Origin of the sequence: Archangium violaceum (genome assembly GCF_016859125.1) — a bacterium.
Lineage (GTDB): Bacteria > Myxococcota > Myxococcia > Myxococcales > Myxococcaceae > Archangium > Archangium violaceum_A.
Map to the genome: position 1 here is coordinate 6,911,582 of NZ_CP069338.1, position 23,835 is coordinate 6,935,416.

Annotated in this window: 21 protein-coding genes; 8 read left to right on the top strand and 13 right to left on the bottom strand. The window is 69.7% G+C overall.

Annotated features, from left to right (window positions below; genetic code table 11):
* Window positions 1–41: 41 nt before the first annotated feature.
* Both JQX13_RS29660 and JQX13_RS55565 read right to left on the bottom strand, forming a co-directional pair.
* Window positions 42–2,045 carry an elongation factor G gene (locus JQX13_RS29660; protein ID WP_203402842.1) on the bottom strand — a complete coding sequence of 668 codons (2,004 nt, stop codon included), beginning with the start codon at window positions 2,043–2,045 and terminating at the stop codon, window positions 42–44.
* A 286-nt stretch (window positions 2,046–2,331) separates the two neighbouring features.
* A complete protein-coding gene (locus JQX13_RS55565) occupies window positions 2,332–2,466 on the bottom strand; it encodes a hypothetical protein (protein ID WP_275424873.1) in 135 nt (44 codons plus the stop codon).
* 77 nt (window positions 2,467–2,543) lie between these two features.
* Between JQX13_RS55565 and JQX13_RS29665 the strand changes: the two genes are divergently transcribed.
* Entirely contained in the window at window positions 2,544–3,620 is a 1,077-nt protein-coding gene (locus JQX13_RS29665; protein WP_203402843.1) for a cyclic nucleotide-binding domain-containing protein, read from the top strand.
* On the opposite strand, the gene JQX13_RS29670 is transcribed toward JQX13_RS29665, so the two are convergent.
* Window positions 3,608–4,558 (bottom strand): NAD-dependent epimerase/dehydratase family protein, encoded by a 951-nt coding sequence (locus JQX13_RS29670; protein WP_203402844.1) that lies wholly within the window; start codon window positions 4,556–4,558, stop codon window positions 3,608–3,610. The genes JQX13_RS29665 and JQX13_RS29670 overlap by 13 nt on opposite strands.
* 85 nt (window positions 4,559–4,643) lie before the next feature.
* On the bottom strand, window positions 4,644–5,504 hold the full coding sequence (locus tag JQX13_RS29675) for a hypothetical protein (protein ID WP_239013934.1): 861 nt from the start codon (window positions 5,502–5,504) through the stop codon (window positions 4,644–4,646).
* Window positions 5,505–5,589: 85 nt separating this feature from the next.
* On the opposite strand from JQX13_RS29675, the gene JQX13_RS29680 reads away from it, so the two are divergent.
* Together JQX13_RS29680 and JQX13_RS29685 are read left to right on the top strand one after the other, a co-directional pair.
* Window positions 5,590–8,157: a TonB-dependent receptor domain-containing protein gene (locus tag JQX13_RS29680; RefSeq protein WP_203402845.1), complete on the top strand. Its 2,568-nt coding sequence runs from the start codon at window positions 5,590–5,592 to the stop codon at window positions 8,155–8,157.
* Window positions 8,154–8,996 carry a hypothetical protein gene (locus tag JQX13_RS29685; RefSeq protein ID WP_203402846.1) on the top strand — a complete coding sequence of 281 codons (843 nt, stop codon included), beginning with the start codon at window positions 8,154–8,156 and terminating at the stop codon, window positions 8,994–8,996. Before JQX13_RS29680 ends, JQX13_RS29685 begins: the two co-directional genes overlap by 4 nt.
* A gap of 11 nt (window positions 8,997–9,007) precedes the next feature.
* Here the strand turns inward: JQX13_RS29685 and JQX13_RS29690 are convergent, their stop codons facing one another.
* The 5 genes from JQX13_RS29690 to JQX13_RS29710 all read right to left on the bottom strand — a co-directional run bounded on the left by JQX13_RS29690 (window position 9,008) and on the right by JQX13_RS29710 (window position 13,035).
* Window positions 9,008–9,946 carry a hypothetical protein gene (locus JQX13_RS29690; RefSeq protein WP_203402847.1) on the bottom strand — a complete coding sequence of 313 codons (939 nt, stop codon included), beginning with the start codon at window positions 9,944–9,946 and terminating at the stop codon, window positions 9,008–9,010.
* 129 nt (window positions 9,947–10,075) lie between these two features.
* Window positions 10,076–10,798, bottom strand: a complete 723-nt coding sequence (locus JQX13_RS29695) for a putative metal-binding motif-containing protein (RefSeq protein ID WP_239013935.1) — start codon at window positions 10,796–10,798, stop codon at window positions 10,076–10,078.
* Window positions 10,799–10,951: 153 nt separating this feature from the next.
* Window positions 10,952–11,602 carry a hypothetical protein gene (locus JQX13_RS29700; RefSeq protein ID WP_203402849.1) on the bottom strand — a complete coding sequence of 217 codons (651 nt, stop codon included), beginning with the start codon at window positions 11,600–11,602 and terminating at the stop codon, window positions 10,952–10,954.
* A 118-nt stretch (window positions 11,603–11,720) separates the two neighbouring features.
* The gene (locus JQX13_RS29705; protein ID WP_203402850.1) at window positions 11,721–12,299 is read right to left on the bottom strand and encodes a hypothetical protein; all 579 of its coding nucleotides are present in this window, start codon (window positions 12,297–12,299) and stop codon (window positions 11,721–11,723) included.
* Between the two features lie 49 nt (window positions 12,300–12,348).
* On the bottom strand, window positions 12,349–13,035 hold the full coding sequence (locus JQX13_RS29710) for a hypothetical protein (RefSeq protein ID WP_203402851.1): 687 nt from the start codon (window positions 13,033–13,035) through the stop codon (window positions 12,349–12,351).
* A 390-nt stretch (window positions 13,036–13,425) separates the two neighbouring features.
* Here JQX13_RS29710 and JQX13_RS29715 point away from each other — a divergent pair, with 390 nt between their 5' ends.
* A complete protein-coding gene (locus JQX13_RS29715) occupies window positions 13,426–14,610 on the top strand; it encodes an AI-2E family transporter (protein WP_203402852.1) in 1,185 nt (394 codons plus the stop codon).
* The gene (locus tag JQX13_RS29720) at window positions 14,607–14,744 is read left to right on the top strand and encodes a hypothetical protein (protein ID WP_203402853.1); all 138 of its coding nucleotides are present in this window, start codon (window positions 14,607–14,609) and stop codon (window positions 14,742–14,744) included. Before JQX13_RS29715 ends, JQX13_RS29720 begins: the two co-directional genes overlap by 4 nt.
* 2 nt (window positions 14,745–14,746) lie before the next feature.
* On the opposite strand, the gene JQX13_RS29725 is transcribed toward JQX13_RS29720, so the two are convergent.
* The 3 genes from JQX13_RS29725 to JQX13_RS29735 all read right to left on the bottom strand — a co-directional run bounded on the left by JQX13_RS29725 (window position 14,747) and on the right by JQX13_RS29735 (window position 18,237).
* Window positions 14,747–15,553: an SDR family NAD(P)-dependent oxidoreductase gene (locus JQX13_RS29725; protein ID WP_203402854.1), complete on the bottom strand. Its 807-nt coding sequence runs from the start codon at window positions 15,551–15,553 to the stop codon at window positions 14,747–14,749.
* Window positions 15,554–15,579: 26 nt separating this feature from the next.
* Entirely contained in the window at window positions 15,580–17,028 is a 1,449-nt protein-coding gene (locus tag JQX13_RS29730; protein WP_203402855.1) for a hypothetical protein, read from the bottom strand.
* A gap of 129 nt (window positions 17,029–17,157) precedes the next feature.
* Window positions 17,158–18,237, bottom strand: coding sequence for an SGNH/GDSL hydrolase family protein (locus JQX13_RS29735; protein ID WP_203402856.1), 1,080 nt, complete (start codon window positions 18,235–18,237; stop codon window positions 17,158–17,160).
* 349 nt (window positions 18,238–18,586) lie between these two features.
* On the opposite strand from JQX13_RS29735, the gene JQX13_RS29740 reads away from it, so the two are divergent.
* Window positions 18,587–20,884 (top strand): sensor histidine kinase, encoded by a 2,298-nt coding sequence (locus tag JQX13_RS29740; RefSeq protein ID WP_203402857.1) that lies wholly within the window; start codon window positions 18,587–18,589, stop codon window positions 20,882–20,884.
* Window positions 20,885–20,928: 44 nt separating this feature from the next.
* Here JQX13_RS29740 and JQX13_RS29745 read toward each other — a convergent pair whose 3' ends face one another.
* Window positions 20,929–21,363: a hypothetical protein gene (locus tag JQX13_RS29745; protein ID WP_203402858.1), complete on the bottom strand. Its 435-nt coding sequence runs from the start codon at window positions 21,361–21,363 to the stop codon at window positions 20,929–20,931.
* 125 nt (window positions 21,364–21,488) lie between these two features.
* On the opposite strand from JQX13_RS29745, the gene JQX13_RS29750 reads away from it, so the two are divergent.
* Complete coding sequence (locus JQX13_RS29750; RefSeq protein WP_203402859.1) at window positions 21,489–22,853, top strand: APC family permease; 1,365 nt, start codon at window positions 21,489–21,491, stop codon at window positions 22,851–22,853.
* A 72-nt stretch (window positions 22,854–22,925) separates the two neighbouring features.
* On the top strand, window positions 22,926–23,789 hold the full coding sequence (locus JQX13_RS29755; RefSeq protein ID WP_203402860.1) for an NAD-dependent protein deacetylase: 864 nt from the start codon (window positions 22,926–22,928) through the stop codon (window positions 23,787–23,789).
* Window positions 23,790–23,835 lie beyond the last annotated feature (46 nt).

Genomic DNA, 23,835 nt, shown 5'->3' on the forward strand with positions numbered 1-23,835 from the left:
TTGCGCATGCTCCCTCTCCCTCCGGGAGAGGGGATATCTCTCTAATGCTCGGCCGCGGGTTGTTGTTGATGGCTCACCACGCGCTCGGCCTGCTTGCCCACCAACTCCGCGTAGTGGTCATGCCTCATCACGAAGCTGCCCAGGCCCGAGGAGGCCGAGCGCAGCTCCACGATGAAGCCCTGCATCTCCGCCTGGGGCATGTAGGCGGTGAGCACTTCCCAGCCGGGTATCTCCGGGTGCGTGTCGAAGCCGAGGATCTGTCCCCGGTGCCCGGTGACGAGCCGCTGGGCGCGCGGGGTGGCCTCGTGTGGCACGTGGATGTCCACCTGGAGGATGGGCTCGAGCAGCACCGGCTCCAGCTTGGGCAGTATCTCCACCATGGCCAGGCGTCCGGTGGTGCGGAAGGCCTGATCCGAGCTGTCCACGGAGTGGTAGGTGCCTCCGGTGAGGGTGACGTCCACATCCACCACGGGGAAGCCGAGCGGCCCGCGCCTCAGGCCGTCCTTCACGCCTTCCTCCACCGCGGGGATGTACTGCTTGGGGACGGCTCCGCCCACGACGGCCGAGGTGAAGCGGAAGCCCTGGCCCCGGGGCAGCGGCTTCACGTCCACCACCACGTCGCCGAACTGCCCGTGTCCGCCGGACTGCCGCTTGAAGCGCGCGTGGTGCGAGCCACTCCGGCGGAGCGTCTCCCGGTAGGGAATGGGCAGCGGACGCGTCATCACCGGGACGCGCATGCGCGTGCGCAGGTGCTCGACGGCCTCGCGCAGGTGCATCTCCCCCTGTCCACCGAGCAGGAGCATCTGCGTGTCCGCATCCTGGTCCACCGACAGGGAGGGATCCTCCTCCACCAGCCGGGCCAGGGCCGTCGTCAGCTTCACGTCATCCGTGCGCTTCTCCGCGACGATGGCGAGCTGGTACACCGGGGGCGGAGCCAGGGGCCACTCCCTGGGCGTTTGCACGTCGCTGGTCTCGGCCAGGTTGCCCGTGCGCATCGCCTCCACGCGCCCGATGGACACCACCTCACCGGGGCGGGCCACGCCGACGGGCGTCTGTTTCGTCCCGTGCAGCCGCTGCACGCCGCCGACCCGGCTGTCGGCCAGCGTGCCTCCGTCATGCACCTCGCCGCGCCAGACGCGCACCATCGATAGCTTGCCCACGTGTGGCAGGTGCTGCGTCTTGAAGGACTGCACCAGCGGCGTGACGCCTCCGGGAAGGCCCAGGCGCTCGCGCGTCTCGTCCACCGTGGGCACCTCGTGACGCAGGCCCTTGAGCAGCCGCTCCAGCCCCAGGCCCCGCTCCGCCGAGCCGAGGAAGACGGGCACCAGCCGATCCTCGCGCAACGCGCGCTCCAGCTGCCCGTAGAGGGCCTCCGGCGCGGGCACCACGTCCTCGAGGAGTTGCTCGAGCAGGGTGTCGTCCAGATCCGCCAGCCGCTCGAGGAGCTCGCGCCGGGCCATCTCCTCACGTGGCCGGTCCGCGTCCGGCAGGGAGATGAGCGCGGGTCGGCCTTCCTTCTCCTGGACCCAGGCGCGCTCACTCACCAGGTCCACCACGCCCACCAGGTGTCCGCCCTGGCGCAGGGGAATCTCCCGCAGCGCCAGAGGCCGCGAGGAGACTGCCTGGAGCGACTCGAGCACCTCCCGCACCGACGCGCCTCCCTCCTCGAGCACGTTGAGGAAGAGCAGGTGGGGGATGCGGCGCGCATCCAGGAAGGTGAAGAGGGGCGCCAGGGCCGCGGCGCGCTCGGGCGAGGCGTCGCACACCACCAGGGCCGCGTCGCTCACCATGAGGGCGTGGCGCGCCTCCTGGGTGAACTCCGGGGCTCCCGGGCTGTCGATGAAGGTCCACTCCTCTCCCAGGAACGTCGCGTGGGCCACGGACAGCTCGAGCGTCATGCTCCGTCCGGTGGCCGCACTCCCCGTTCCCCCCATGCGGATTTCCTCCGCCCCCATGGACCGCAACAGCGACTCGAACAGGGTCGTCTTTCCCACGCCCTGGGGTCCAACGAGGGTGACGACTCTCGGCGACGCGGGATGTTTCATCACCTCGCCCTCCTGCAGGCTGGCCTTCTTCCTGGGAAGGTGGGGCTCCGGGCCATGTCCGGGAAGCACCGGTTCCAGCGAGGGCGAGGGCCTCTTCCCATGCTCGCCCGAGCCGTTCGCGTGCGACGCGGCCCTCGTCCACGGGGGAGTGACGGGCGAGCGGGGTGCCCGTTCCCGCGTCAGCGTGTGAGGCGCGCGTCCACGCCGCGACCCTCATCCGTGCGCATCGGAATCCACCAGCGCTTGCTCCCGGAGAGCCCCTCGCGCGGGCTGTAGAGCACCGCCATCACGCGGCCCAGCAGGTTCTCCCGGGGTCCGCGAAGCTGGCACGGCCCACGAAGAGCACGCCCAACGCGGCGAGCTCCAGGAGGTACGTCTTCCACCTGGGACGGTTCTGTTTCATGTCGTTGTGGGTGCCCATGGGATTTCCTCGGTCCGGTGATTGCAGTTGCCCCCGGTGCTGCGTGGATCCAGGGCCTGTGGCATACAGGGTGGAACATGTCCGACCCACTCCTCCCGCGCCTCGAACGGCTCCAGGCACTCGGCCGCACCCCCGAGGCGCTCGCCACCGCCGAGGCACTGGCCACGGACCTGGCCCGGCAGGGCCAGCCGCTGCGCGCCATCGCGGTGTGCAAGGTGCTCCTGCAGCTCGAGCCTGCCCATACGCGCACCCCCCAGCTGCTGGCGGAGCTCTATGCCCGGCCCGATGCCCCGGGAGCGACCACGGGAGCCGGAGCGCTGCCGCGCGTGCCTCTCTTCTCGCTGCTCCCGCGCGAGCCCTTCATGGCGCTGGTGGGCGTCCTGGAGCCGCGCGTCTTCCATCCCGGGCAGAACCTCATCGTCGAGGGTGAGCCGGGCCGCTCCTCCTTCATCCTCGTCGAGGGGCGCGTGGACGTGGTGCGCCAGGTGGAGGGCGGCGAGCGGCGCACGCTGTCCTCGTTGGGAGAGGGGGAGTTCTTCGGGGAGATCGCCCTCGTGTCCGAGAGCCCCCGGCTGGCCACCGTGGTGGCGACCGAGCCCGTGCTGGCGCTCGAGCTCCACCGGACGAAGGTGGAGCGGATCGCCTTCAAGCACCACTCGGTGGGCGACACGGTGCAGCACTTCTACCGGGAGCGGCTGCTGGCCAACGTGTTGCGCAGCCACCCCATCTTCTCCGCGCTGGCGCCCGCGCAGCGCGAGGCGCTGTCCCACATCTTCGAGCTACGGACCGTGGAGGCCGGGCGCGTCATCATCGAGCAGGGGCAGAAGGGTGATGGCCTGTACCTGCTGCTCCAGGGCCAGTGCACGCCGCTGTTCCGCCGCCCCGACGGGCGGGAGACCGCCTTCCCCAACCTGCGGGAGGGGGATGTGTTCGGGGAGATCTCCCTGTTGCTCGGCCAGCCGGCGAGCGCCACGGTGCGCGCGGAGACGTCGTGCCACATGCTCCGGCTGGGGCGCGAGGCCTTCGAGCAGTACCTGGCCAGTCAGCCCGGAGTCCGCGCGGCGCTCATGCGGGTGGGCACGGAGCGGCTCCTGCAACTCTCCAAGGTGCTGGCGTCCGGCCGGGCCGTGCACGACGGCGATCAGCGCGTCTGATTTCGGCTCTCCAGCCACTGACGGACCAGGGCGGGCACGCCCTCGCGGATGGTGGGATAGCGGAACTGGAAGCCCGTGGCGTGCAGGCGCGCGTTGGACAGCCTCGCCTCCGCCGTCAGTGAGTCGGTGATCACCGGGCCCAGGGCCAGCGTGCACAGCCAGCGGGGAAGGAGCAGCCTGCGGTGGGTGACGCCCAGGGTCTCCGCGGCCACCCGGCTGAGGTCCGCGAAGGTCACCGGCTCGTCATCCACCACGAAGTAACGCCTGCCCACCTCTCCGTGCTCCAGCAGGTGCAGCAGGGCTCGGGCGCAGTCCTCCACGTGGATGGGGGACATCTTGCGCACGAGCGTCTCCTTCAGCCCGAAGAGGCGCCGGCCCTCCTTCAGCGGCACCAGCGCGTACTCCTCGAACCAGGAGCCCAGCCCGTACACCGAGCCGGGATAGGCCTCCACCAGGGGCAGCCCGCGTGCCAGGTACCCCGGCAGGGCCTCGATGGCGGGCGCGATGTACGGACCCCACCCCGAGGGCCTGGGCGTGCTGTCCTCCGTGACGAGCTCGTGACCCTGGTCGCCGTAGTAGCTGGTCCCGCCGACATAGAGCACGCGCTTCACGGTGCCCGGCTTCAGCGACTCCAGCAGCAGCGAGTCCATGCGCAGCCGCTGGTCCCGGTAGGCCTCGGCCCGCTTGTGCGTCACGCGGCCTCCGAAGGTGAGCGGCTGCGCCAGGTGCACCACGTGCTCACTCGCCGCCGCCTCCTCCTGCCAGGGCCCGGGGGTGAGGAGATCTCCGTGCACCACGGTGACTCCGGCGTGCTTCCACCGCTCGGCGGCCCGGGCGTTCCGGGTGAGCACCCGCACCTGGTAACCCGCCTCCAGCGCCAGGGGAATGAACCTCGCGCCGATGAACCCCGTGCCTCCCGTGACGAATAGACGCTTCACCGTGATTCCTTCCGCTCCCGGCTCCTCGGAGGGGGCACGGCATAGCCCACCCGCGCACAGGGCGGAAGGGTCGCACGGTGTCTCCTCAGTGGGCGACGGTGCAGACGCCTCCTCCATTGAGGTGCGCCTGGTCCACGACGCTCTGGGTCACGAACTCCTGCAGCGTCCGCACCGTGTAGGCGCCCGGCTCGTAGACGACCGGATTCCCCTGGTCGTCCTTCAGCTCGCCCCCGTTCCGGTCGCGCAGATCCAGGAGGTCCTGCGTGGCGAGTCCCTCGGGAGTGATGACCCCCTTCTCATCCGCCGTGGCGGCGATGGCATCGAAGCGCAGCTGCACCCCCCGGTGGGTGCCCAGCCGGTCGTAGAACATGTGCTCGGCGTGGATGGTGACCTCGGCCTGCGCCACGGAGTTCTCCGGCACGACGATGCCCATCGTCCCGTCCACGCCGTTGATGCAGTCCACCATGTGCGCGTCCACGGGGAAGCCCATGCGGAAGGTGTAGACGCCCACGTCCTTCTTCACCGCCACCCCCTCCACCCAGTAGCTGTAGCCGCGCTCGCGCATCATCGCGAGATCCTCGGCGGAGACGTTCCCGTCCGGCAGCCTCGTGTCCTCCCGCGGCGGGCTCACCCGGAAGCCCACCCCCCAACGCCCGGCCGGCAGCCCCTTCAGCCCCGTGAGCGGCACGTCCCCCTTCTGCACGTCCACCAGCACGTGCTCGGGCGCCGTGCGCTTCTCCCCGGAAGCCGAGGTGAGGGTGAAGTCCCCCAGTGAGACCAGGTACTTCGTGAACTGTACGGACCAGCCATCCTGGAAGAGGTGGCTCGCGTAGCCTCGCTGGGTCCCGTCCCCGCCACTCATCGTCACCCGTACTTCTCCCTCGGCCACGGGCTCGCACGCCGCTACGGCGAGCGTCATCCCCACCAGCGCCACGTACCACGTCATCCGCCATGCGCTTTTCATGTACCTGGGAAGTAGATGCAACAGAGTTGCGAGTCAAGAGCGGGGTGGTGTATCTCCGCGGTCACCCATGTGGATTTCCTGTCTGGTGCTCTGCCTCCTGGGCGCCTCGGCCGATGTGCCTGTGTCCCCTCCGGTCCCCCTGGAGGCCGCTCCCCCCGTGATGCCGACGGACGCACCCCCGCTCACCGCCCCCGCCACGGTGCTGCTGCGCCTCACCATCGATGAGGCCGGCGAGGTGTCTCGCGTCGACGTGCGTGAGTCCGCCGGCCCCTCGTTCGACCGTGCCGCCATGGCCGCCGCCCTCCGCTGGCGCTTCCAGCCCGCCCGCCGCGGCGAGGTGCCCCTGGAGGTCCAGGTCGATGTTCCCGTGTCCTTCGTTCCTCCGGCTCCCGCGGAGGGATTGGCGTCCTCGGAGCCCTCGGCGTCACCGGAGGTAGGCCCTCACCCCGGCCCTCTCCCGGAGGGAGAGGGGGCGGATACGGGCATGAACACGGGGGCGGATACCCTCACCCCGACCCTCTCCCAGGGGGAGAGGGAGGGGCCTTCGTTTTCTACGACCGTTCGGGGTCGGGGTTATGCGCCTCCTCCCTCCGCCGTGGGCGATTTCCAGATCTCCGTGGGGCAACTCGCCGATGTGCCTCGCAACTCCGCCTCGGACCTGATGCTGCTCGCCCCCGGGGTCATGCTCGCCAACCACGGCGGCGAGGGTCATGCCGATACCATCTTCATCCGCGGCTTCGACGCGGGCGAGGGCAAGGACGTCGAGTTCCGCCTCAATGGCGTCCCCCTCAATGAAGTGTCGCATGCCCACGGCCACGGCTACGCGGACACCTACTTCATCATCCCGGAATTGGTGCACTCGCTGCGCATCACCGAGGGGCCCTATGATCCCTCCCAGGGGGACTTCGGCGTGGCCGGCACGGTGGAGTATCAGCTCGGCCTCGAGCGCCGGGGCCTCACCGCGTCCGCCAGCTACGGCAGCTTCGCCTCACGCCGGTTGTCATTGGTGTGGGGGCCTCCAGAGTCGAGCGAGGCCACCTTCGTGGGTCTGCTGCTGCGCCAGGGGCACGGCTTCGGTCCCAACCGCGCCTACGCCAACGCGGGCGTCATGGCCCAGGTGGAATTCCACCTGGGCGAGGAGACGCGGCTGCGCCTCTTCGGCACCAGCTACGCGTCTCGTTTCTCCTCGGCGGGCGTCGTCCGGGAGACGGACGTGGTGGACGGGCGCATGCCCTGCGCCGCCGACGCGGACTCCCAGTTCTTCTGTCTCTACGACTCCAACCAGGGCGGGGCCGGACAGCGGCACATCCTCTCCGCCGAGTTGCAGTCGCGGCTGCGCAAGGGCGGGCGCTTCGTGCAGCAGGGCTTCGTCGTGATGCGGCAGATGCGCATCCGCGACAACTTCACGGGTTTCCTCAATGACGTACCGCCCATCGGCGAGGACCAGCGCGGCGACAACACCGAGCAGTACTACCGCGGCACCACCGTGGGCCTGCGCGGGCGCTACACCCCGGGCTACACCCTCCTGGGTCAGCCGCAGCCGCTGGAACTGGGCTACGTGGCCCGCTTCGATGACGTGCTCACCCGCGCTCGCCGCCTGAGGGCCAACGGAGGCGCACCCTACGGCACCCTCTTCGACAACCAGGTGCGCACCACCAACCTGGGCGCCTATGCCTCGCTGCGGCTCGCTCCTCTCTCCTGGCTCACCCTGCGCGGCGGCCTGCGGCTGGACACCTTCCTCTTCGGCGTGGAGGACCAGAACCGGCCCACCTCCGACAGGCAGGGCGAGCGCATCCCCGAGGAGTCCATCGAGGCCTATGGCTTCTTCGCCAGCCCCCGTGTCACCGCCGAGGTGCGGCTGTCGCCCCAGCTCACCTGGCTCACCAGCGCGGGCCTGGGGGCGCGCTCCAGTGACGCGGCGGCGCTGTCCGATGCGGAGCTCGCTCCCTATGCCCGCGTGACGGCGGCGGAGACGGGCCTGGGGTGGCGGCTCGGCGGGGAAGGGCGGGCCCATGAGCTGGAAGTCCGGGGCGCCTTCTTCGGCACCCGCGTCTCGCAGGATCTCGTTTTCGACGAGACGGCGGGCCGCAATCAGCCCGTGGGGCCCTCGCAGCGGCTGGGGGCCTTCGCCACCGCGCGTTACACCCTCCTGCGACGGTTGGACGTGCAGGGCAGCGTCGCCTGGGCCCGCGCCACGCAGCCCACTCCGGGCGCCTCTCCCTGGAAGGTGTGGGAGGGCACCGTCATCCCCTACATCCCCCAGCTCCTTGGCCGGCTCGACGCCTCCGTGCGCGGTGACGTCACCGTGGCCGGGCTCCCCCTGGGGTGGAACCTCGCGCTGGGGCACAGCGCCATCGGGCCCAAGCCGCTGCCGCTCGATCGCTACAGTGAACCCATCTTCCTCTTCGACGTGGCGGCCCGGGCCCGGTGGAAGTGGATGGAGCTCGGCCTGACGGTGGAGAACCTGCTCGACGCGCGCTGGCGCGAGGCGGAGTTCAACTACGTGTCCAACTTCCGCGGTCCGGACGCGCCGGCCTCCCTGCTGGCCACGCGCCACTTCTCCGCGGGCGCCCCTCGCACCTTCCGCGGAACCCTCACCGTCTACCTGGACTTCCAGGAGGAGCAGCAGCCATGACGACCCCTCTTCGCCCCACGCGCCGGGCCTTCACCACGATGCTCGGCGCCGCGCTGCTCGGCGGTGGCGCCGCCTGTGGGCTGTCCGGCACCGGTGGCCGAGCCATCGTCTTCCGAATGGGCCTGCGCACCGGGCTCGCCCCCGGTGAGTCGCAACCGGGCCACTTCACCACCGACACCGGCTGGCGCGTGGAGCTCACGTCCGCGCGCATGGTGCTCGGCCCCATCTACCTCTTCGAGAACCCCTCGCCCCTCCAGTCGCGCCCCACGGGACGGTGGTGGCGCCGCGTGGGCGAGGTGCTCGTCCCCACCGCGTACGCGCACGAGTCCTTCTTCTCCGGTGGGCAGGTGCTGGGGGAGTGGGACCGCGAGGTGGTGTTCGATCTGCTGGCGGAGGGCGGCGCGACGCGGGAGCTCGGGCGCTCGCCGGGAATCGCCGGCAGGGTCCGCTCCTTCTCGCTGTTGCTCCAGCCGCCCTCACAGGCGCTGGGCGCGGAGGCGGCGCCGCTCGAGGGCCACTCGGTGCTGCTGGAAGGGATGGCCTCGCGCGAGGGACACGGCCTCGCCTTCCGGGTCGCCCTGGACTTCCCTCCACCCGTGGAGACGCAGCGGGTGGAGTTCGTTCCCACGGAGGTGGAGCTGGAGGACGACGGTCTCTTCGTCGTGGAGCTCCAGCCCCACCGCTGGTTCGAGGGGACGCTCTTCGAGCGGCTGGAGGTGCCGACCAGCGGCGCGGCGGTGGCGGTGCCCTCGGAGAGCCAGGTGCACCGCGCGCTGCTCCTCAACGTGCGGCGGCACACCGCGTTCTCCGCCGCGTGGGAGCCGGGCACCGCTCCCTGACGGCGGGCCCGCTACCTATCCTGGCGCTCGAGGATGAACTCGAACGTCGCGAACGAGGCCGGCCCGTAGTGGAGCGAGTAGATGATGTCTCCCGCCATGGCGCTGAAGCGGGCCTGGTGGGTGATGCCGGCGCACGCCGGAGCGGTGGTGTGGATTTCCACCGGGACCTCCACATTGCCGATCTCGTCATGGACGCTCAGCGGTACCTCCCGATCGAAGTACAGCGTGACGTTCTCGTCGACGTCCGGCGCCGAGATGAACTCCGAGTACCCCTCATGGGTGCCGTCGCTGCCCGGGAGCGTCAGCCGGTAGCGCGTGTGGCCGATGTCCGTCGCGGGCGGGAAGGCGAACTTCGTGGCGGCGGCAGTGCGCTCCTCCGGTGTGTTGACGAGCGTATGGGTGCAGGCGTGCTCGAGGTCGCCGTCTCTTTCCGCGGTGGTGAAGTCCAGCTTGCCATCGCCCACGACGGGGGCTCCATCGATCGGCCTTCCCGCCGCGTCCAGGAGCTGGGTGAGGTCCAACGCGTAGGGCGCCTTCTCCTCCAGCGGAGGCCCGCCCTCCTCCGGCGCCGGGATGGTGACGGTCAGCGTGCGATGGTCGGAGGACCACTGGCCCGACAGGGTGCGCGGCGCGATGCTGGAATCGCTCCGGTGGGTCAGCATCACCTGTGAGTGCGAGGGATCCATGGGACCGCTGAACGTCACGGTGAGCACCTTGCGGTGGTACACGCCCGGGCGGCTCGCCGCGCCGTCGTAATACAGCTCCACGGGGTACAGGTCCGACGAGCCCTCCGCGGGCTGTGCGCTGGAGACGGACGCGCGGGGCTCTCCGGCGTCCGTGCCGGCATCCGTTCCAGCGTCCGCTCCGGGGGGCGTGGGGTCCTCGTTATCGCAAGCCATCGGAGCCAGGGCGCAGGCGGCGAACAGGGCAATGACAGGGGAGAGGCGCATCGTTCAGGGTTCCTCGAGGGTGGCTGTTCGGCCCGGAGACGGGCCTGGGGTGGAAATGGCACCGGGGCGACCCCGGTCGGAGGCCGCCCCGGCTCGCGGGCGGGGCCCGCTGTTACGGAGAGGAGGGCACTAGTTGGTCAGCGAGCCGTTGCAGTTCTCATCCACGCTGTTGCCGGTGAGCTCGGTGGCGCTCGGGTTGATGCTGGCGTTGGCGTCGTTGCAGTCGAACCGCTGGAGGATGTACCCGGCCGGCGGCACGCACGCGGTGTAGACGGAGACGCTGCTGTTGCCGTAGGCGTCACCGTCCGCGTCCTGGTAGTAGCGGACGCGGTTGTCCTCCAGACGCTCGGGGACCACGCCCAGCAGGTTGCCCGACGCGGCCCCGAAGGTCACCTGGTAGTCGGTGGTGGTTCTGGTGAGATCGTACAGGGTCGCCGTCACCAGCGAGCAGCTGCTGGACACGGCGTGGCTGAGCGCGGGGTTGATCGTGGTCCCGGCGGAGTCCTTCACGGTGATGCTGACGTTCTGCGACCGATAGAAGGCCCAGGAGCCCGCGGCGGACGGCCTGAACTTCACCGTGCCAGCGGCGCCGGAGGGCATCGTCACGTCATAGTACTTGTGGGTGGTGCTGATGGAGGGCGTGGCGCTGGTGAGACCGCTCGTCGCCGTCACGGAGACGTGGTCCCCGCTGATGTCGTCGTGCGTGCAGGCGTGGTTGGTGATGTTGGAGCCGAGCTGCGTGCAGCCGGCCTCCAGCGTCTGCTCCTGCTCCTGCACGCCTTCCTCTCCCTCCATGGCGGGGCCGCAGGCCGCCAGCGTCAGGCCGAGGAGCGCGCTTCCGAGGGTCCTCATCGTCATCTTCATGGTGTCGATCCCTTTCAGTGCACCGGGAGCGGCGCGGCGCCTTGCGCCTGCACCACGTGCTCCGCGGTGCTCGCAGTGATGACTCATGCGCAACTGAGTTGCAATAGCGTCCTCGTCACTTCGAGTGACGTGCTGGGCGCTTCACAGATGCTCGATGACGAGGCCGAGCTCGGGGAGCGGGGTGGGGCCCAGGGTGACGGTGTATTGCACCTGATCCGTGAGCTGGTAGCCCACCATGTGCACCAGGCCGGTGCAGATGTCCTCGGGCACGGGGGCGGTGGCGACCGGCTCCACCAGGAGCTCCCCCTCATGGATGGTGATGGGAACGCTGGCATCGCTCAGGTAGGCGACGAAGTTCCCGGTGGCGTAGCCCTTGAAGTTGAAGGTGCCCACGTACTGCCCGTCCTCCGGACGGAGCTTCACCGTGTAGTAGGTGTGGAAGGCATCCACGCGCGGTTTGCGCTCCACCGACGCGGTCACCGTGGCGAAGGGGCCGTTGGTGACGTGCCAGCAGGCGTGCTCGCCGTTGTCGCCGAAGCTGAATTCCTCGTCCGGGTCGTAGTTGGGGTCCGGAATGCACGACAGGCCTTCCACGGACGCCATGTAGCCGCGATCACAGTGGCACCAGTCTCCCGTGGGCTCGCGGTGGATGTGGCCGTTGGGCGCGCAGGGATCCGTCTGCTCCTGCGGCGGCTCGCCGGGAGGTCCGGGCTCCGGCTCTGGATCGGTTCCGCAGGCGGCGAGCGCCGCCGAACAGGCGGCCAGGACGAGGACTCGGAGGGATGGACGCATGCGCGGCTTCCTACTCGTTATGTGGTGGTTGATGCAACAGAGATGCAAATGAACGGACGGGGCCCACGGGCGGCATGGCCCGTGGACCCCGCGTCAGGCTGGAAGGCCCGGGGATGGACTACTCGTGGTGGTGGCCCGCCTCCTCGACGAGGAGGGTGAACTGGGCGTTCGCCGCCGTGATGGACTCGAACTCGAGGCGGTAGTCCTGGCCCGCCTCGAGGTCCGCGATGATGGCGGTGCGCAGGTCGCTGCAGATCTCCGAGGGGATGCTGTAGCGGCACTCACGCGTGATCTCGACGTCGCCCTGGAAGATGCGCAGGCCACGCACGCGGGACAGCAGGAAGGCGTACTCGCCCGACTCCTCCGCGGTGAACATCACCGCGCCACCATAGCCACAGCCGTTGGTCTTGGCCGGCAGGGTGACGACGTAGGCGGTGTGCGGAAGGCTGACGTCCACGAAGGACACGGTGCCCAGCGGGCTGGCCGTCACGCTCTGGAAGGGGCCGTACACCGCGTGGCTGCAGGCGTGCTCGGCCACCTCCTCCAGCTCCGTGGTGTCGGTGCAGGCGGCGAGCAGCTCCTGCTGCTGGGTCTCCAGCGCGGCCTCCTGGGACTCGGCCTCCGTGGTGCCGCAGCCGGTGAGCATCATCGCCACGCCAGCGGCGAGCAGGCTCTTCTTGAACAGATCCTTCATCATGATGTGACTCCTGTTTGTTGGGGGGGACTGCTTGGGTGAAGGGGGGGCCTCAGGGCCGCTCCGGAGACAGCACGGCCCAGGGCACGACGACCTCGCCCGAGGGCAGGTGCTCGGGGGGCAGCTGCATGTGGGGACCGACGTCGCCGAGCTTCAGGCCGGGGACGCGTCGCCGGGCCTCTTCGTAGGAGGCCGCGTCGGGAAACGTGACGTGCGTCACACAGCCAGCGGCGTAGCAATCCGTCGGCCCGGCGCGCACGGGGAGGACCTCCGCCTCGAGGGTGGTCCGCCACGTCTCCAGCGCCGTGCGCGCCTGGTGCGTCCACGCCTCCTGGCTCACCCCGGAGGCCTGGAACTGGGCTAGCACCGCGTCACGGCGCTCGAGAGGGGTGGCGTAATCGCCGCGCAGCGCACGGACGATCTCGAGGCGTTGCTCCGGCAGCTTCCGGCGCGCCCGGGGAGACAGGGGCCAGGGAGCTGCCGCCGTGCCCGGCATGGGGAGGGGCTCGCCAGCGGGGGGCGGGGAGACCACCGCGAGCGGCTCACGGGGGAGGGGAGCGGTGGGCGGAGGGGCGCGGGGCGCGGCGGGCGCGGGCGGATCAGCCCTCGGAGCGGACTCGGCCAGCTCGGCCAGCGGGGGCCCGGCGTCGGGCGACTCCAGCGGGCGGTCCAGCCACAGCGCCAACAGGAGCGCCAGCACCAGACCTCCGACACCCATGCTCCATACGATCCGCGCCACCACGTGCCTCCAGCGTTCCGTTCAACGCGGAGGTACTGTGCCACTGAGGTTCAAACGCAATCAAGTTGCATTTGAATAGACGTGGCGATTTGCCCTGTGCGGCGCTACTGGTCCTGAGTGCCGGGTCCAGTCCGCCGGTGGCACCTTCAGCATCCCGCGCACGTCCGCGAGCGGGTCTCTCCGCTGGCGGAAGCCGTCGAGGATCTCATCCGTCCGTTTGTTGACGCTCATGGGGGCGGCACTCCAGTCGGGCTGTCCGATTCGCGAGGTTCCGCCTCCACCAGCCGAGCAGCCGAGCGATGGGTGTTCTTCACGCGGGAGGCACTGCCACTCCGTCCAGAGGAGCCCCAGCTTTGTTGGAGGCTTTCATCCCGAGGGGGGAGGTTCATCGTGGATCCCGAGAGGCCCGTTCGTTCGCCCATCGAGCCCGTGAATGAGCGCGAGCCGGTGCCGGTGCCTCGCTCACAGGTGACGGTGAAGACCGTGCTCACCATCTGCTGCACCGTGGTGGGGGTGGTGGCCGCCATCTATCTGCTGATTCACGGCATCGTCACCATCACCCTCAGCGTGACGGCCGTCCTCCTGGCGGTGGCGTTCAACCATGGTGTGGAGCGGCTGGAGCGGTGGGGGTTGAGGCGGCCCCTGGCCATCGGTGTGGTCATGTCCGTGGTGTTGGGGGCCATCGTCGGCGCGAGCTTCCTCATCATTCCGCCCACGGTGGCGCAGGTGAGGGACCTGGTCGACCGCCTGCCCGAGCTCAACGAGCGCATGCACCAGACCCAGCTCTTCCAGTGGCTCGACGCGCGGTTCCGCATCGACCAGCGGCTGGGCTCGCTCGGGACGGGCAATACCGGGCTCCTGCAGTGGGCCGTGAACCCGGCCATGCGCCTGCTGGGGGGATTGGTGACGGGGGCGGGCGCCTTCCTCACCGTGCTCTTCCTCGTCGTCTTCATGCTGGCCTACGGCGGCCGGGTGGTGCGGGGGGTGCTCGCCGAATCCCTTCCGGCCCATCGCCAGCGCTACGAGCGGGTGTTGGGCAAGGTGTACCACTCGGTGGGAGGCTACCTGAGCGGGCTGGCCATCATCGGCGTGGTGAATGCCGTCTTCGCCAGCCTCTTCCTGGCCATCATCGGCGTCCCCTTCTTCCTGCCGCTCGGAATCCTCTCCGGTCTGGGAAGCCTCATCCCGCTGCTGGGCGCCACCCTGGCCGGCTTCGTGCTCTGTCTGGTTGCGCTGGCCTCGGGCGGGCCGCTCGAGGCCGTGGTGGTGTTCGTCTACGTCTGCTGCTACCAGCAGTTCGAGAACCACGTGCTGGCGCCCGTCATCTACAAGCGCACCGTGGAGCTCAACCCGTTGGTGACGCTGCTCGGCATCCTCCTCTTCGCGGAGCTGGCCGGGGTGCTCGGCGCCTTCCTCGCGGTGCCCGTCGTGGGCGCCTGTCAGATCGTCATCCGCGAGCTGCTCCTGCTGCGGCGCGAGCGCCTCAACCTGCCGCTGAAGGGAGATGTGGCGGAGCAGCTCGAGAAGCGGGGGCTGCGGCGCCCACCCTTCTGGCGCAGGCCACGGCACGCGTGAGGACCGGAGCTTCATTCACCGACGGCGGTGGGGCGAAGTCGGTACGGGTCGAGCTGCCCGGCAACTGGGAGAAGGGCCTCTCCGACGAGGCCCTCCTCCGCGCAATCCAGGAGCAGCTGACGCGGGAGCCGTGAGCTCAGCGCTCGGGCCGGTACATGGCGGCCGTGCGCTGCGCCAGGAAGCCGCGCGGGAGCAGCCTCGCGGCCAGCGCCAACGTCTGGTTGAGCAGTCCGGGGACGTAGAGCTCCTTGCGGTGGACGAAGGCGCGCAGCGCGTGCGTGGCGCAGTCCGTGGCACTCATCATTCCCACGTCTCCCGCCTTGAAGCGGTTGGAGAGCCCCGCCTTGTCCAGCAGCTCGGTGGTGATGCCACCCGGCGCGAAGACGGTGACGGACACCCCGTGGGGCCGCATCTCCTGTCCCAGCGCCTGGCCATAGCTGAGGATGAAGGCCTTGGTGCCGCTGTAGGCCGCCTGGTACGGCACCGGGATGAAGGCCGACACGCTGGAGACGAACATCATCCCGCCCTCCGTCCGCCGCTCGACGAAGTGCTTCGCGAAGAGGGTGGACAGCCGCACCATGCTGGTGACGTTGGTGTCCAGCATGGCCTGGAACTCGCTCCAGTCCAGCTTCAGCGCCTCGCCCCAGTACGTCACGCCCGCGTTGAGCACGACACCGTGGATGTCCCGCTCGCGCGTGGCCTCGGTGAAGACGCGCTCCACGTCATCGGGGTTCGACAGGTCCGCCGTGATGAAGGCCGTCTGCACGCCATACTGCGAGCGCAGCTCCTCGCACAGCGTCTCCAGCCGCTCGCGCCGCCGCGCCACCACCAGCACGTTGCCGCCATGGTCCCTCGCGATGGAACGGGCGATCTCCTGCCCCAATCCGGAAGAAGCGCCGGTGACGAGGGTCCACCGCGCTCGAAGCTCCAGCGTTCGATTCATGGCGCGCACCCTACCGGTTTCCCGGCTCACGCCGCCAGCGGAGGTGGAGCGGCGGCACCAGCCTCCTCCCGGTTGCCGGGCGAGCCGGCCCTGGAGCCCTCCACCGGGATGCGCCCCAACCCCAGGACGGCCGCGGCGAGCACCGTGGCGCCGACCTGGTAGTAGTAGTTGCAGAACGCCTGGCGGCCCAGGAAGAAGAAGACCCCGAAGACGAGCACGCTGCCCAGCAGCACCGTCTCCGGACCGCGGCGCCGCGCGAGCGTCAGCGCCCACGTGGCCAGCGCACCGGCGAACCCGAGCCAACCCGGCGGGGACATGCCCCGGTGGAAGAACCACGCCGTCAGCGAGAGCGAGTCCGAACGGAAGGGGTTGGTGAGGTGGTGCACCACCAGGTCCTTCCACAACCCCTCGGGCGACCACGCGAGGAAGGGGAGGAAGGTGGCCGCGGCCGTCCCCACCGTGAGGGAGACCCCGCGCCAGCGCGGCCCGGGCAGCAGCAGGGCCAGTGGCAGGTACAGCACGAAGTGCTGCTTCGTCGCGCACAGCAGGCCGAGCGCCACCGCGGCGGCCGTCCTCCGGCCTTCGCCCAGGAAGTACACGAAGGCGCCGAGGAAGGGCAGCGCGAGCGGCTCGCCCCAGGCCTGCTCCAGCGTGAAGAGGCCTCGTGGGTGGAAGACGAGGCAGGCCACGAGCAGCTCGGGGAGCGGATCCCCCGGCTCCACCCGGCGCCGCGCCGCGCGCCACAAGAAGAAGGCTCCCACCAGGATGCACGCGAGCTGGGCATGCCGCGTCTCCCCCGTGAGGGCATACGCGGCCGTGGTGAGGAGCAGGTTGAGCGGCGGGTACGCGTAGGAGTCGATCATCCTCGCGAAGGTGTACGAATCGATGGCCTGGAGGCTCCCTCCGTACACGGGCTGCCCGCTCAGCAGGGCACGGGCGCCCTGTTGATGGATTTCCCAGACGTCGATGTGGGGCGTGGGAGACGCGGCGATGAGCTGGAGCCCGAGCGCGAGTGGGAGGACGAAGAACCCCACCGTCCGCGCCGAGCCCAGGAGGCGGGCGAAGCGTGAGGGCGCGCGCACGGGCATGGCGCAGCTGCCCACCAGCAGCACCGCGAGGCCGCCCAGGAGCGCGAAGGGCCGCGGGTCGGCCTTCGGGTCCATGTTGGTGCCCGGGGGGAGGAGGAGGTTGTAGACGGTGAAGAAGGCGGCCACGCCCCATGCCCAGGCGCGCGTCCTGTCTCGCACCACCCCGGCCTGGACGGGCCGTGACGCCCTCACCAGTGCGGCGAACCAGAGCAGCAGGATGCCGGCGACCACGAAGATGAAGCCGCCGTTGTAGTGCCCCCGGGTCCGTGCCAGCACGAAGCCCAGCAGCGCATGTCCGGCCAGCGCCAGCGGGGCGAGCCAGCCTTCCGGGTGGAGGGGCTCGGAGGAGGGGGACGGGGGCGAGGCCAGGGGAGGGGACGGGGTCATCGAAGGGGCGGCTCCTGCCACGACGGCCGCGCACCCTATCAGACGACCCTCACCCCGACCCTCTCCCAGGAGAAGAGGGAGGAGGTCTCCAGGCGGGGAGACGGGTCCCCGCCCGGGTGCTTCCCTCGATTACGGCGTGGCCGGATCCAGCGTGGAGAGGATCCAACCCGTGCGCTCGTGGCCCCACTTGTTCCACTGCGCGTTCTGGCCGTTCACGATGGCCGAGTCACTGAAGTCCGGCGCGCCCGAGCCCGAGCCCGTCCCGATCGTCGAGCCGTAGTAGGTCGGGTGCGTGTTGTCGGACTGGATGTAGTCGTAGCTGGCGCTCGAGCTGACGAAGTGCGTGTTGGCATCGCGCAGGGTGCCGGCGAACGTGCTGGTGATGCGGGTCACGTAGGCCGCCTCGGACTCGCCCGAGCGGTAGCGGATGGCATCACGGTCGATCTGCCCGTCACCGTTGGAGTCGTAGTCGGCCGCCATCATCTCCGCGAACGCGTCCGCGCACTTGAAGCCGTACTTCTCCGCCAGGTTGCAGGTGCGCCAGTTGCTCTTGGCCAGGTAGGGCAGGAACCTGGCGCGCTTGTTGATCTTCGCGCCCGTGCTGGGATCCGTGCAGCTGGTGAGCACGTTGTCCGCGTCGAAGCCCGGGTAGTAGATGTTCATGACGATCTTGGCCTTGGCCGCCGTCGCGTACGTGTTGATGGCCTGCATGGCCTTCTCCGTGTACGTGGTGCAGTTGGCCAGCGCCTTGTCCAGGCCGGAGTAGCTGCAGGTGCCCGTCTGGCTCGAGAAGGCAGAGCGCGCCTGCAGGTAGTCGTTGCCGCACATCTCGAACGTCACCACGCGGGTGTTGCTCGTCTGCATGTACGAGCGCTCGGCGACGATCTTGTTGTTGTAGATGTCGTCGGCCTTCGCGCCCGACTTGGTGCGGCGGACGACCTCGATGTTGGCATTGAAGTCCTTGGCCAGGTACTCGCCCTCGACCAGCGGCGCCGCGCGCTTCGCCACGCTGAAGAACGAGCCATTGTAGCCCGCGAAGATCGAATCGCCGTAGGCCACCACGCGGTACGTGCTGGTCGCGCCCGAGCGTTTGATGGTCCACGAGGTGTTCTGGTTGATGGTGCTCGCGAACGCATCGCCGCCCACCACGAGGGTAGCCGCCAGCGTCACGGCAAGGGATACACCTTGCCCGTTGGGACGAGAGAACATGGCTGTCTCCAGATTGTCGGGATTGAATGTGAGAGGGGGAGTCGGCTGATTCGCCGACTTCGCCGATATAACAGAAAGCCCGTTCAATAAGAAATCTTTAAAGTGACACAACTGGCTTGAAGGCTTTCCTGACGCATCCCGTCATGAAGACTTTCGTACTCCCCGCGCAGAAGGCCGCGGGGGGAGGACGGGCGGTGTCTGGTCTGCATGCGCCGAGTGTCATCCAGTCGGCAATCGCGCCCATCCGGAGTCCCATGGTGGGTTGCGACGCTTTGCGTTACATGAAGACGGGCACCGTCCACGCGATGTCGTCCGGGTGGGGGGTTGGGGGGCCTCGCTCGGCCGGAACATGCACCGATTCCTTTCCACCGCTACCGCGATGGTCTTCCTTCCCGCGTTGATCGCGCTGGGGGCGCTCCTGGGGGTCTTCCAGGTGATACGGGTGGAGCGGGATTCGGTGCGGCGCTACGCCGCCGCCGCCGAGCGCTCCATGGCCACCGAGCGCCAGCGCGCGGATGGCGAGCGCCTGGGCCGGCTCGTCCGCGGCTACCTCCTCTCTCCGGATGCGCGAACGCTGAGGGAGCTCGAGCTCTCGCGTGAGCGATTGGAGAGCGCCCTGGGGCGGATGTTCGCGGGGAGCCAGGCTTCGCAGGAGAGGGAGTTGTTGTCGGAGAGCGCACGTGTCCAGGCTCGCCTGTTCTCCATCGCATGGGAGTTGCTGGAGCAGCGCCAGCGAGGCGTGCCTCTCGAGCGGCTCCTGGTGCGTGTTGCCCGGGAGCTCCAGCCCGCGCGGGAGGAGTTGAGCGAGAAGCTCTCGCTGCTGGTTCGCCACCAGCGCGACGAGATGGATGAGGCCCGGAACGAGGCCCGCCGTGTGGTGTCCCGCTCGGTACGCATGTACCTGCTCGGGATCGCGGTGGCCATGGCCGTCCTGGTGGCGCAGTCGGTGCTCGTGGTGCGCGAGCTCCGCCGCAGACATGCGGCGCAGGAGGAGGCGGAGCGGAACGCGGCCGAGCGCGCGGCCTCGGAGGCCCGGTTCGCGGGCATCGTCTCCATCGCCGCGGATGCCATCATCTCCGTCGACGAGCCGGGGGCCATCACCCTCTTCAACACCGGGGCGGAGGTCATCTTCGGCTACAGCGCGCCGGAGGTGCTCGGGCAGCCGCTGGAGGTGCTCCTTCCGGAGCGCTTTCGAGCCAGCCACCGCGGGTTCATGCGTTCCTTCGCCCAGGGCCCGGGGGCGGCCCGGCGGATGGGCGAGCGCCAGCTCATCTTTGGCCTGCGGAAGACGGGCGAGGAGTTCCCCGCCGAGGCGGCCATTTCCAGGCTCGAGGTGGACGGGAAGCGCATCCTGACCGTCATCCTGCGGGACGTCTCCGCCCAGAAGCGCGTGGAGGAGGAACAGCGCTTCCTGGCGAGGGCCGGAGAAATCCTCTCCTCCTCACTCGACCCGGAGCGGACGCCCTCCAGCATCGCCCAGCTCGCGGTGCGGTCGCTCGCGGACTGGTGCATCGTCTATTTGTGGGAGGGTGGACAGGTGCGCCGTGCGGAAGTGGCCCACCGGGTGCCAGGGAAGCAGGAGCTGGCGGCCGCGCTCCGGGACGTTCCCCTCGGTGAGCACCTTCCCTTCTTCCTGCGCGAGATGTGGATGCGCCGCGAGCCCGTGCTCCTTCCTCGTTTCACGCCGGAGCTTCTCGCGTCTTCGGCGCGCGACGCCGCGCACCTCGAGCTGCTCCAACGGTTGGCGCCGCGCTCGCTCCTGGGGGTTCCCCTCGTGGCGAACGAGCGGTTCTTCGGAGCGCTCGTGTTCATCTCCTCCGAGTCCGGGCGCATCTACACCGAGGGCGACCTGGAGTTCGCGCGGGGGTTGGGGCGGCTCGCCAGCCTGGCGGTCGAGAACGCGCGGTTGTACCAGGCCGCCCGTGGTGCCACCCGGGCCCGCGACGATGTGCTGGGCATCGTCGCCCACGACTTGCGCAGCCCCTTGAATTCAATCGTCCTCGGCATCCAGGCGCTGCGGCGGCGGGGGCGGGGCCCCCTGGAGGCACCCGGCGTGGAGGCGCTGGACTCGCTCCTCTCCTCCGCCCAGCGCATGGGCCGGTTGATTGAAGACCTGTTGGACGTGGCCCGGCTGGACGCCGGTCAGTTGTCCATCAGCCCGAGCCCGCAGTCCACCGAGGGGCTCCTACGGGAGGCTGTCGATGTCGCTCGTCCACAGGCGGGGCGGGTCCACCTGCTGCTCGATGAGCCCGGAGCACTGCCGCCCGTCCTCGCCGATCGGGACCGGCTCCTGCAGGTGTTCTCCAACCTGTTGGGCAATGCGCTGAAGTTCACCCCACCGGGAGGCGAGGTGAGGGCGGGCGCCTGGTTGGAGGGGGAGGCCGTCTGCTTCTACGTGCGGGACACCGGGCCGGGAATCGCCCCGGAGGCGCTCGAGCACATCTTCGATCGCTTCTGGCAGGCCGACCGGCGGGACCGTCGCGGAGCGGGGCTCGGGCTGTCCATCGCCCAGGGGCTCGTCGAGGCACATGGCGGAAGGCTCCGGGTGGAGAGCGAGCCCGGTCGCGGCAGCACCTTCTTCTTCACCGTGCCTGTCGCATCCTCCTCGTCCATCGGGCGGGACTCCGGCGCGCCTCCTCCTGCGTGAGGGCGCTCCTCCCTGGAGACGTCATGGACCACGCGGCCCTTGGCTTAGCGCACGAGGCGCAGCGTGCGGTAGCCCGGCACCTCGGCCGCGCGTGCCCGCACCTCGAACCAGTTGTCGCGGTAGGGATGGCGCCCGCGCGAGAGCTCCCAGAGCGAGGCGAGGCCATAGAGGGGCGGGAACAGTGGCCCGAGCACGAGCGTCTGCATGACGTGGGCGCGCTCATGGCGGACCAGGCGGATCTGCCTCGGGCCGTCATCCCGGGAGTAGGTCACCACCGCGCCAATGGCGAAGGCGGCGATGTTGAAGCGGCGCACATACCAGGCGAGTGGTCCTTCGGGCAGGACGACGAAGTGGAGGATGCCTTCCTCGTCCACGGACTCCAGGCGAGCGAAGAGCATGGCGAGCATCAACCCCAGCACCGTCACCGGGAGCGCCCAGACATAACCAGACAGCCAGAGCACCTTCCTCATGGTGTTCATGATGCCATCTCGCCGCGGGAATCCATCGGTGCGCCTCCACCCACACGGGTGCAGCTGGCGGCTTCCTGACAGCTGGCGCCGAAGACGTGTCCGATGGGATGCGGACCGTGAGAAGACGGCGCGCCATGGCCGTCGACGAAGCCACCTCCTCCCCGCAACCGACCCTGGTCCGGACCCTGGGCCTGGGCTCCCTGACGGTCTATGGCGTGGGGGACATGCTCGGGGCGGGTGTCTACGGGCTGATGGGCAGGGCCGCGGGCCTCATGGGCAATGCCGTCTGGCTGGCCTTCGTCATGGCCATGCTCGTCGCCCTGCTGACGGGCCTGAGCTACGCGAACATCGGCTCGCGCTACCCACGCGCGGCGGGTGCGCCCTATGTCGTCCACCGCGCTTTCCGAGCCCCCTTCATCTCGTTCCTCATTGGCCTGGGCGTGGCGGCCTCCGGGCTGACGTCCATGGCCACCGGCTCGCGTGTCATCGCCGGCTATGTGCAGTCCCTGGGGGTGGGGTTGCCGACCGGGGTGCTGGCCGTCGGGTTCCTGATGTTGCTGTCGCTCGTCGTCTTCCGGGGCATGCGTGAGAGCACGTGGATGAACATGCTGTGCACGGGCGTCGAGCTCTCCGGGTTGTTGATCGTCATCGGCGTGGGTGTGGGCTCGTGGGGCTCCGTCGACTACTTCGAGGTTCCTCCGCCGGAGGCGGGCGGCATGGAGGCGGGCCTCACCCTGGGCCTGTTGCTCCAGGGCGCGGTGCTGACGTTCTTCTCGTTCATCGGCTTCGAGGACATCCTCAACGTCGCCGAGGAGGTGAAGCGGCCGCGCGTCGTCCTTCCGTTGGGGTTGATGCTGGCCCTGCTGATCGCCACGCTCCTCTACGTGCTGGTGGCGATCTCCGCCGTGTCGGTGCTGTCCTACCGCGAGCTGGGGCAGTCGAAGGCCGCGCTGGTGGACGTGGTGCGCAAGGCCGCTCCCGCTTTTCCTCCCATCCTCTTCACGGCCATCAGCATCTTCGCGGTCGCCAACACGGCCCTGCTCAACTACGTCATGGGCTCCCGGTTGCTGTACGGCATGTCCCGTCAGGGGTTGCTCCCGGTGTTCCTGGGCCGGATCCACTCCGGCCGTCGTACGCCGCACGTCGCCATCCTCGTCCTGCTGGGCGTCGTGCTGACCCTGGTACTGTTGGGGGACATCCGCCAGCTCGCCGACGCCACGTCACTGTTGCTCCTGATGGCCTTCGTGGTGGTGAACGGGGCGCTGGTCGTCCTGAAGTTCCGCCCGAACGAGCCCCGGGGTTCCTTCGAGGTTCCGGTGGTCGTCCCCATGGCGGGGGTGCTGGTCTGTCTGGTGATGATCATCGGCCGCGTGTTCGGGCCCGGGGCGGATGCACGCGCGCCCCTCATCGCGGGCGGCATCATCACGGGCATCGGTCTGCTGTATGTCCTCCGGCGGCCGAGGCACGTGGTGGTGGAAGAGGGGCCGGAGCACCCCTAGGTGGCCCGGACGCCCGGTCTCCTGGCCGGGGACCGGCGGACACGCGGGGGGCACGTTATAGATTCTCCCCGAATGACCGCACTCCTGGAACGACCGTCCGTTTTCGACGCGACCGAGGGCGTGGAGGCCCTGGCCTCGCTGCTTCGGGGCCGCCGCATCGTGGTGCTCACGGGCGCCGGGTGCAGCACCGAGTCGGGCATCCCGGACTACCGCGGGCCCGGTACGCTCGCTCGCGCTCGCAATCCCATCCAGCATCGCGAGTTCCTCACCCGTCCCGAGGTCCGGGCGCGCTACTGGGCCCGGAGCCTGCTCGGTTGGCCGCGGTTCTCGTCGGCCCGTCCCAACGCGGCGCATCAATCGCTGGCGGCCCTGGAGCGCGACGGCCACGTGCTCGGCCTCATCACCCAGAACGTGGACCGTCTGCACCACGCCGCCGGCAGCCAGCGGGTCATCGAGCTGCATGGGGCGCTCGCCCGGGTGCGGTGTCTGGATTGTGAGGCCATCGAGCTCCGGACGGAGTTGCAGGAGCGGCTGCTGGCGCTCAACCCCGGCTTCACGGAGCACACCGCCGAGCCGCGGCCGGATGGAGATGCCGAGCTGCCGGTGGAGACCGTGCTGGCGTTCCGGGTGGCCGGCTGTACCCGCTGCGGTGGGACGCTGAAGCCAGACGTGGTGTTCTTCGGCGACAACGTTCCCCCGCCCACCGTGGAGGCCGCGTTCGCGCTGCTCGAGGAGGGGGATGCGCTGCTGGTGGTGGGCTCGTCCCTGGCCGTCTACTCGGGCTTCCGCTTCCTCCAGCGCGCCGCCGATCGTCACATGCCCATCGGTCTGCTCAACATCGGCGAGTGCCGTGGCGGTGAGTTGGTGGATGTGCGCGTGGAGGCGCGTGCCGGCGAGATATTGCCCCGGCTCGTGGAGGCGCTCACCACCGGCTGAGCGCGAGTCCTGTTGTCTGGTACGGCGCTCCGGTCCAATCTCCCGG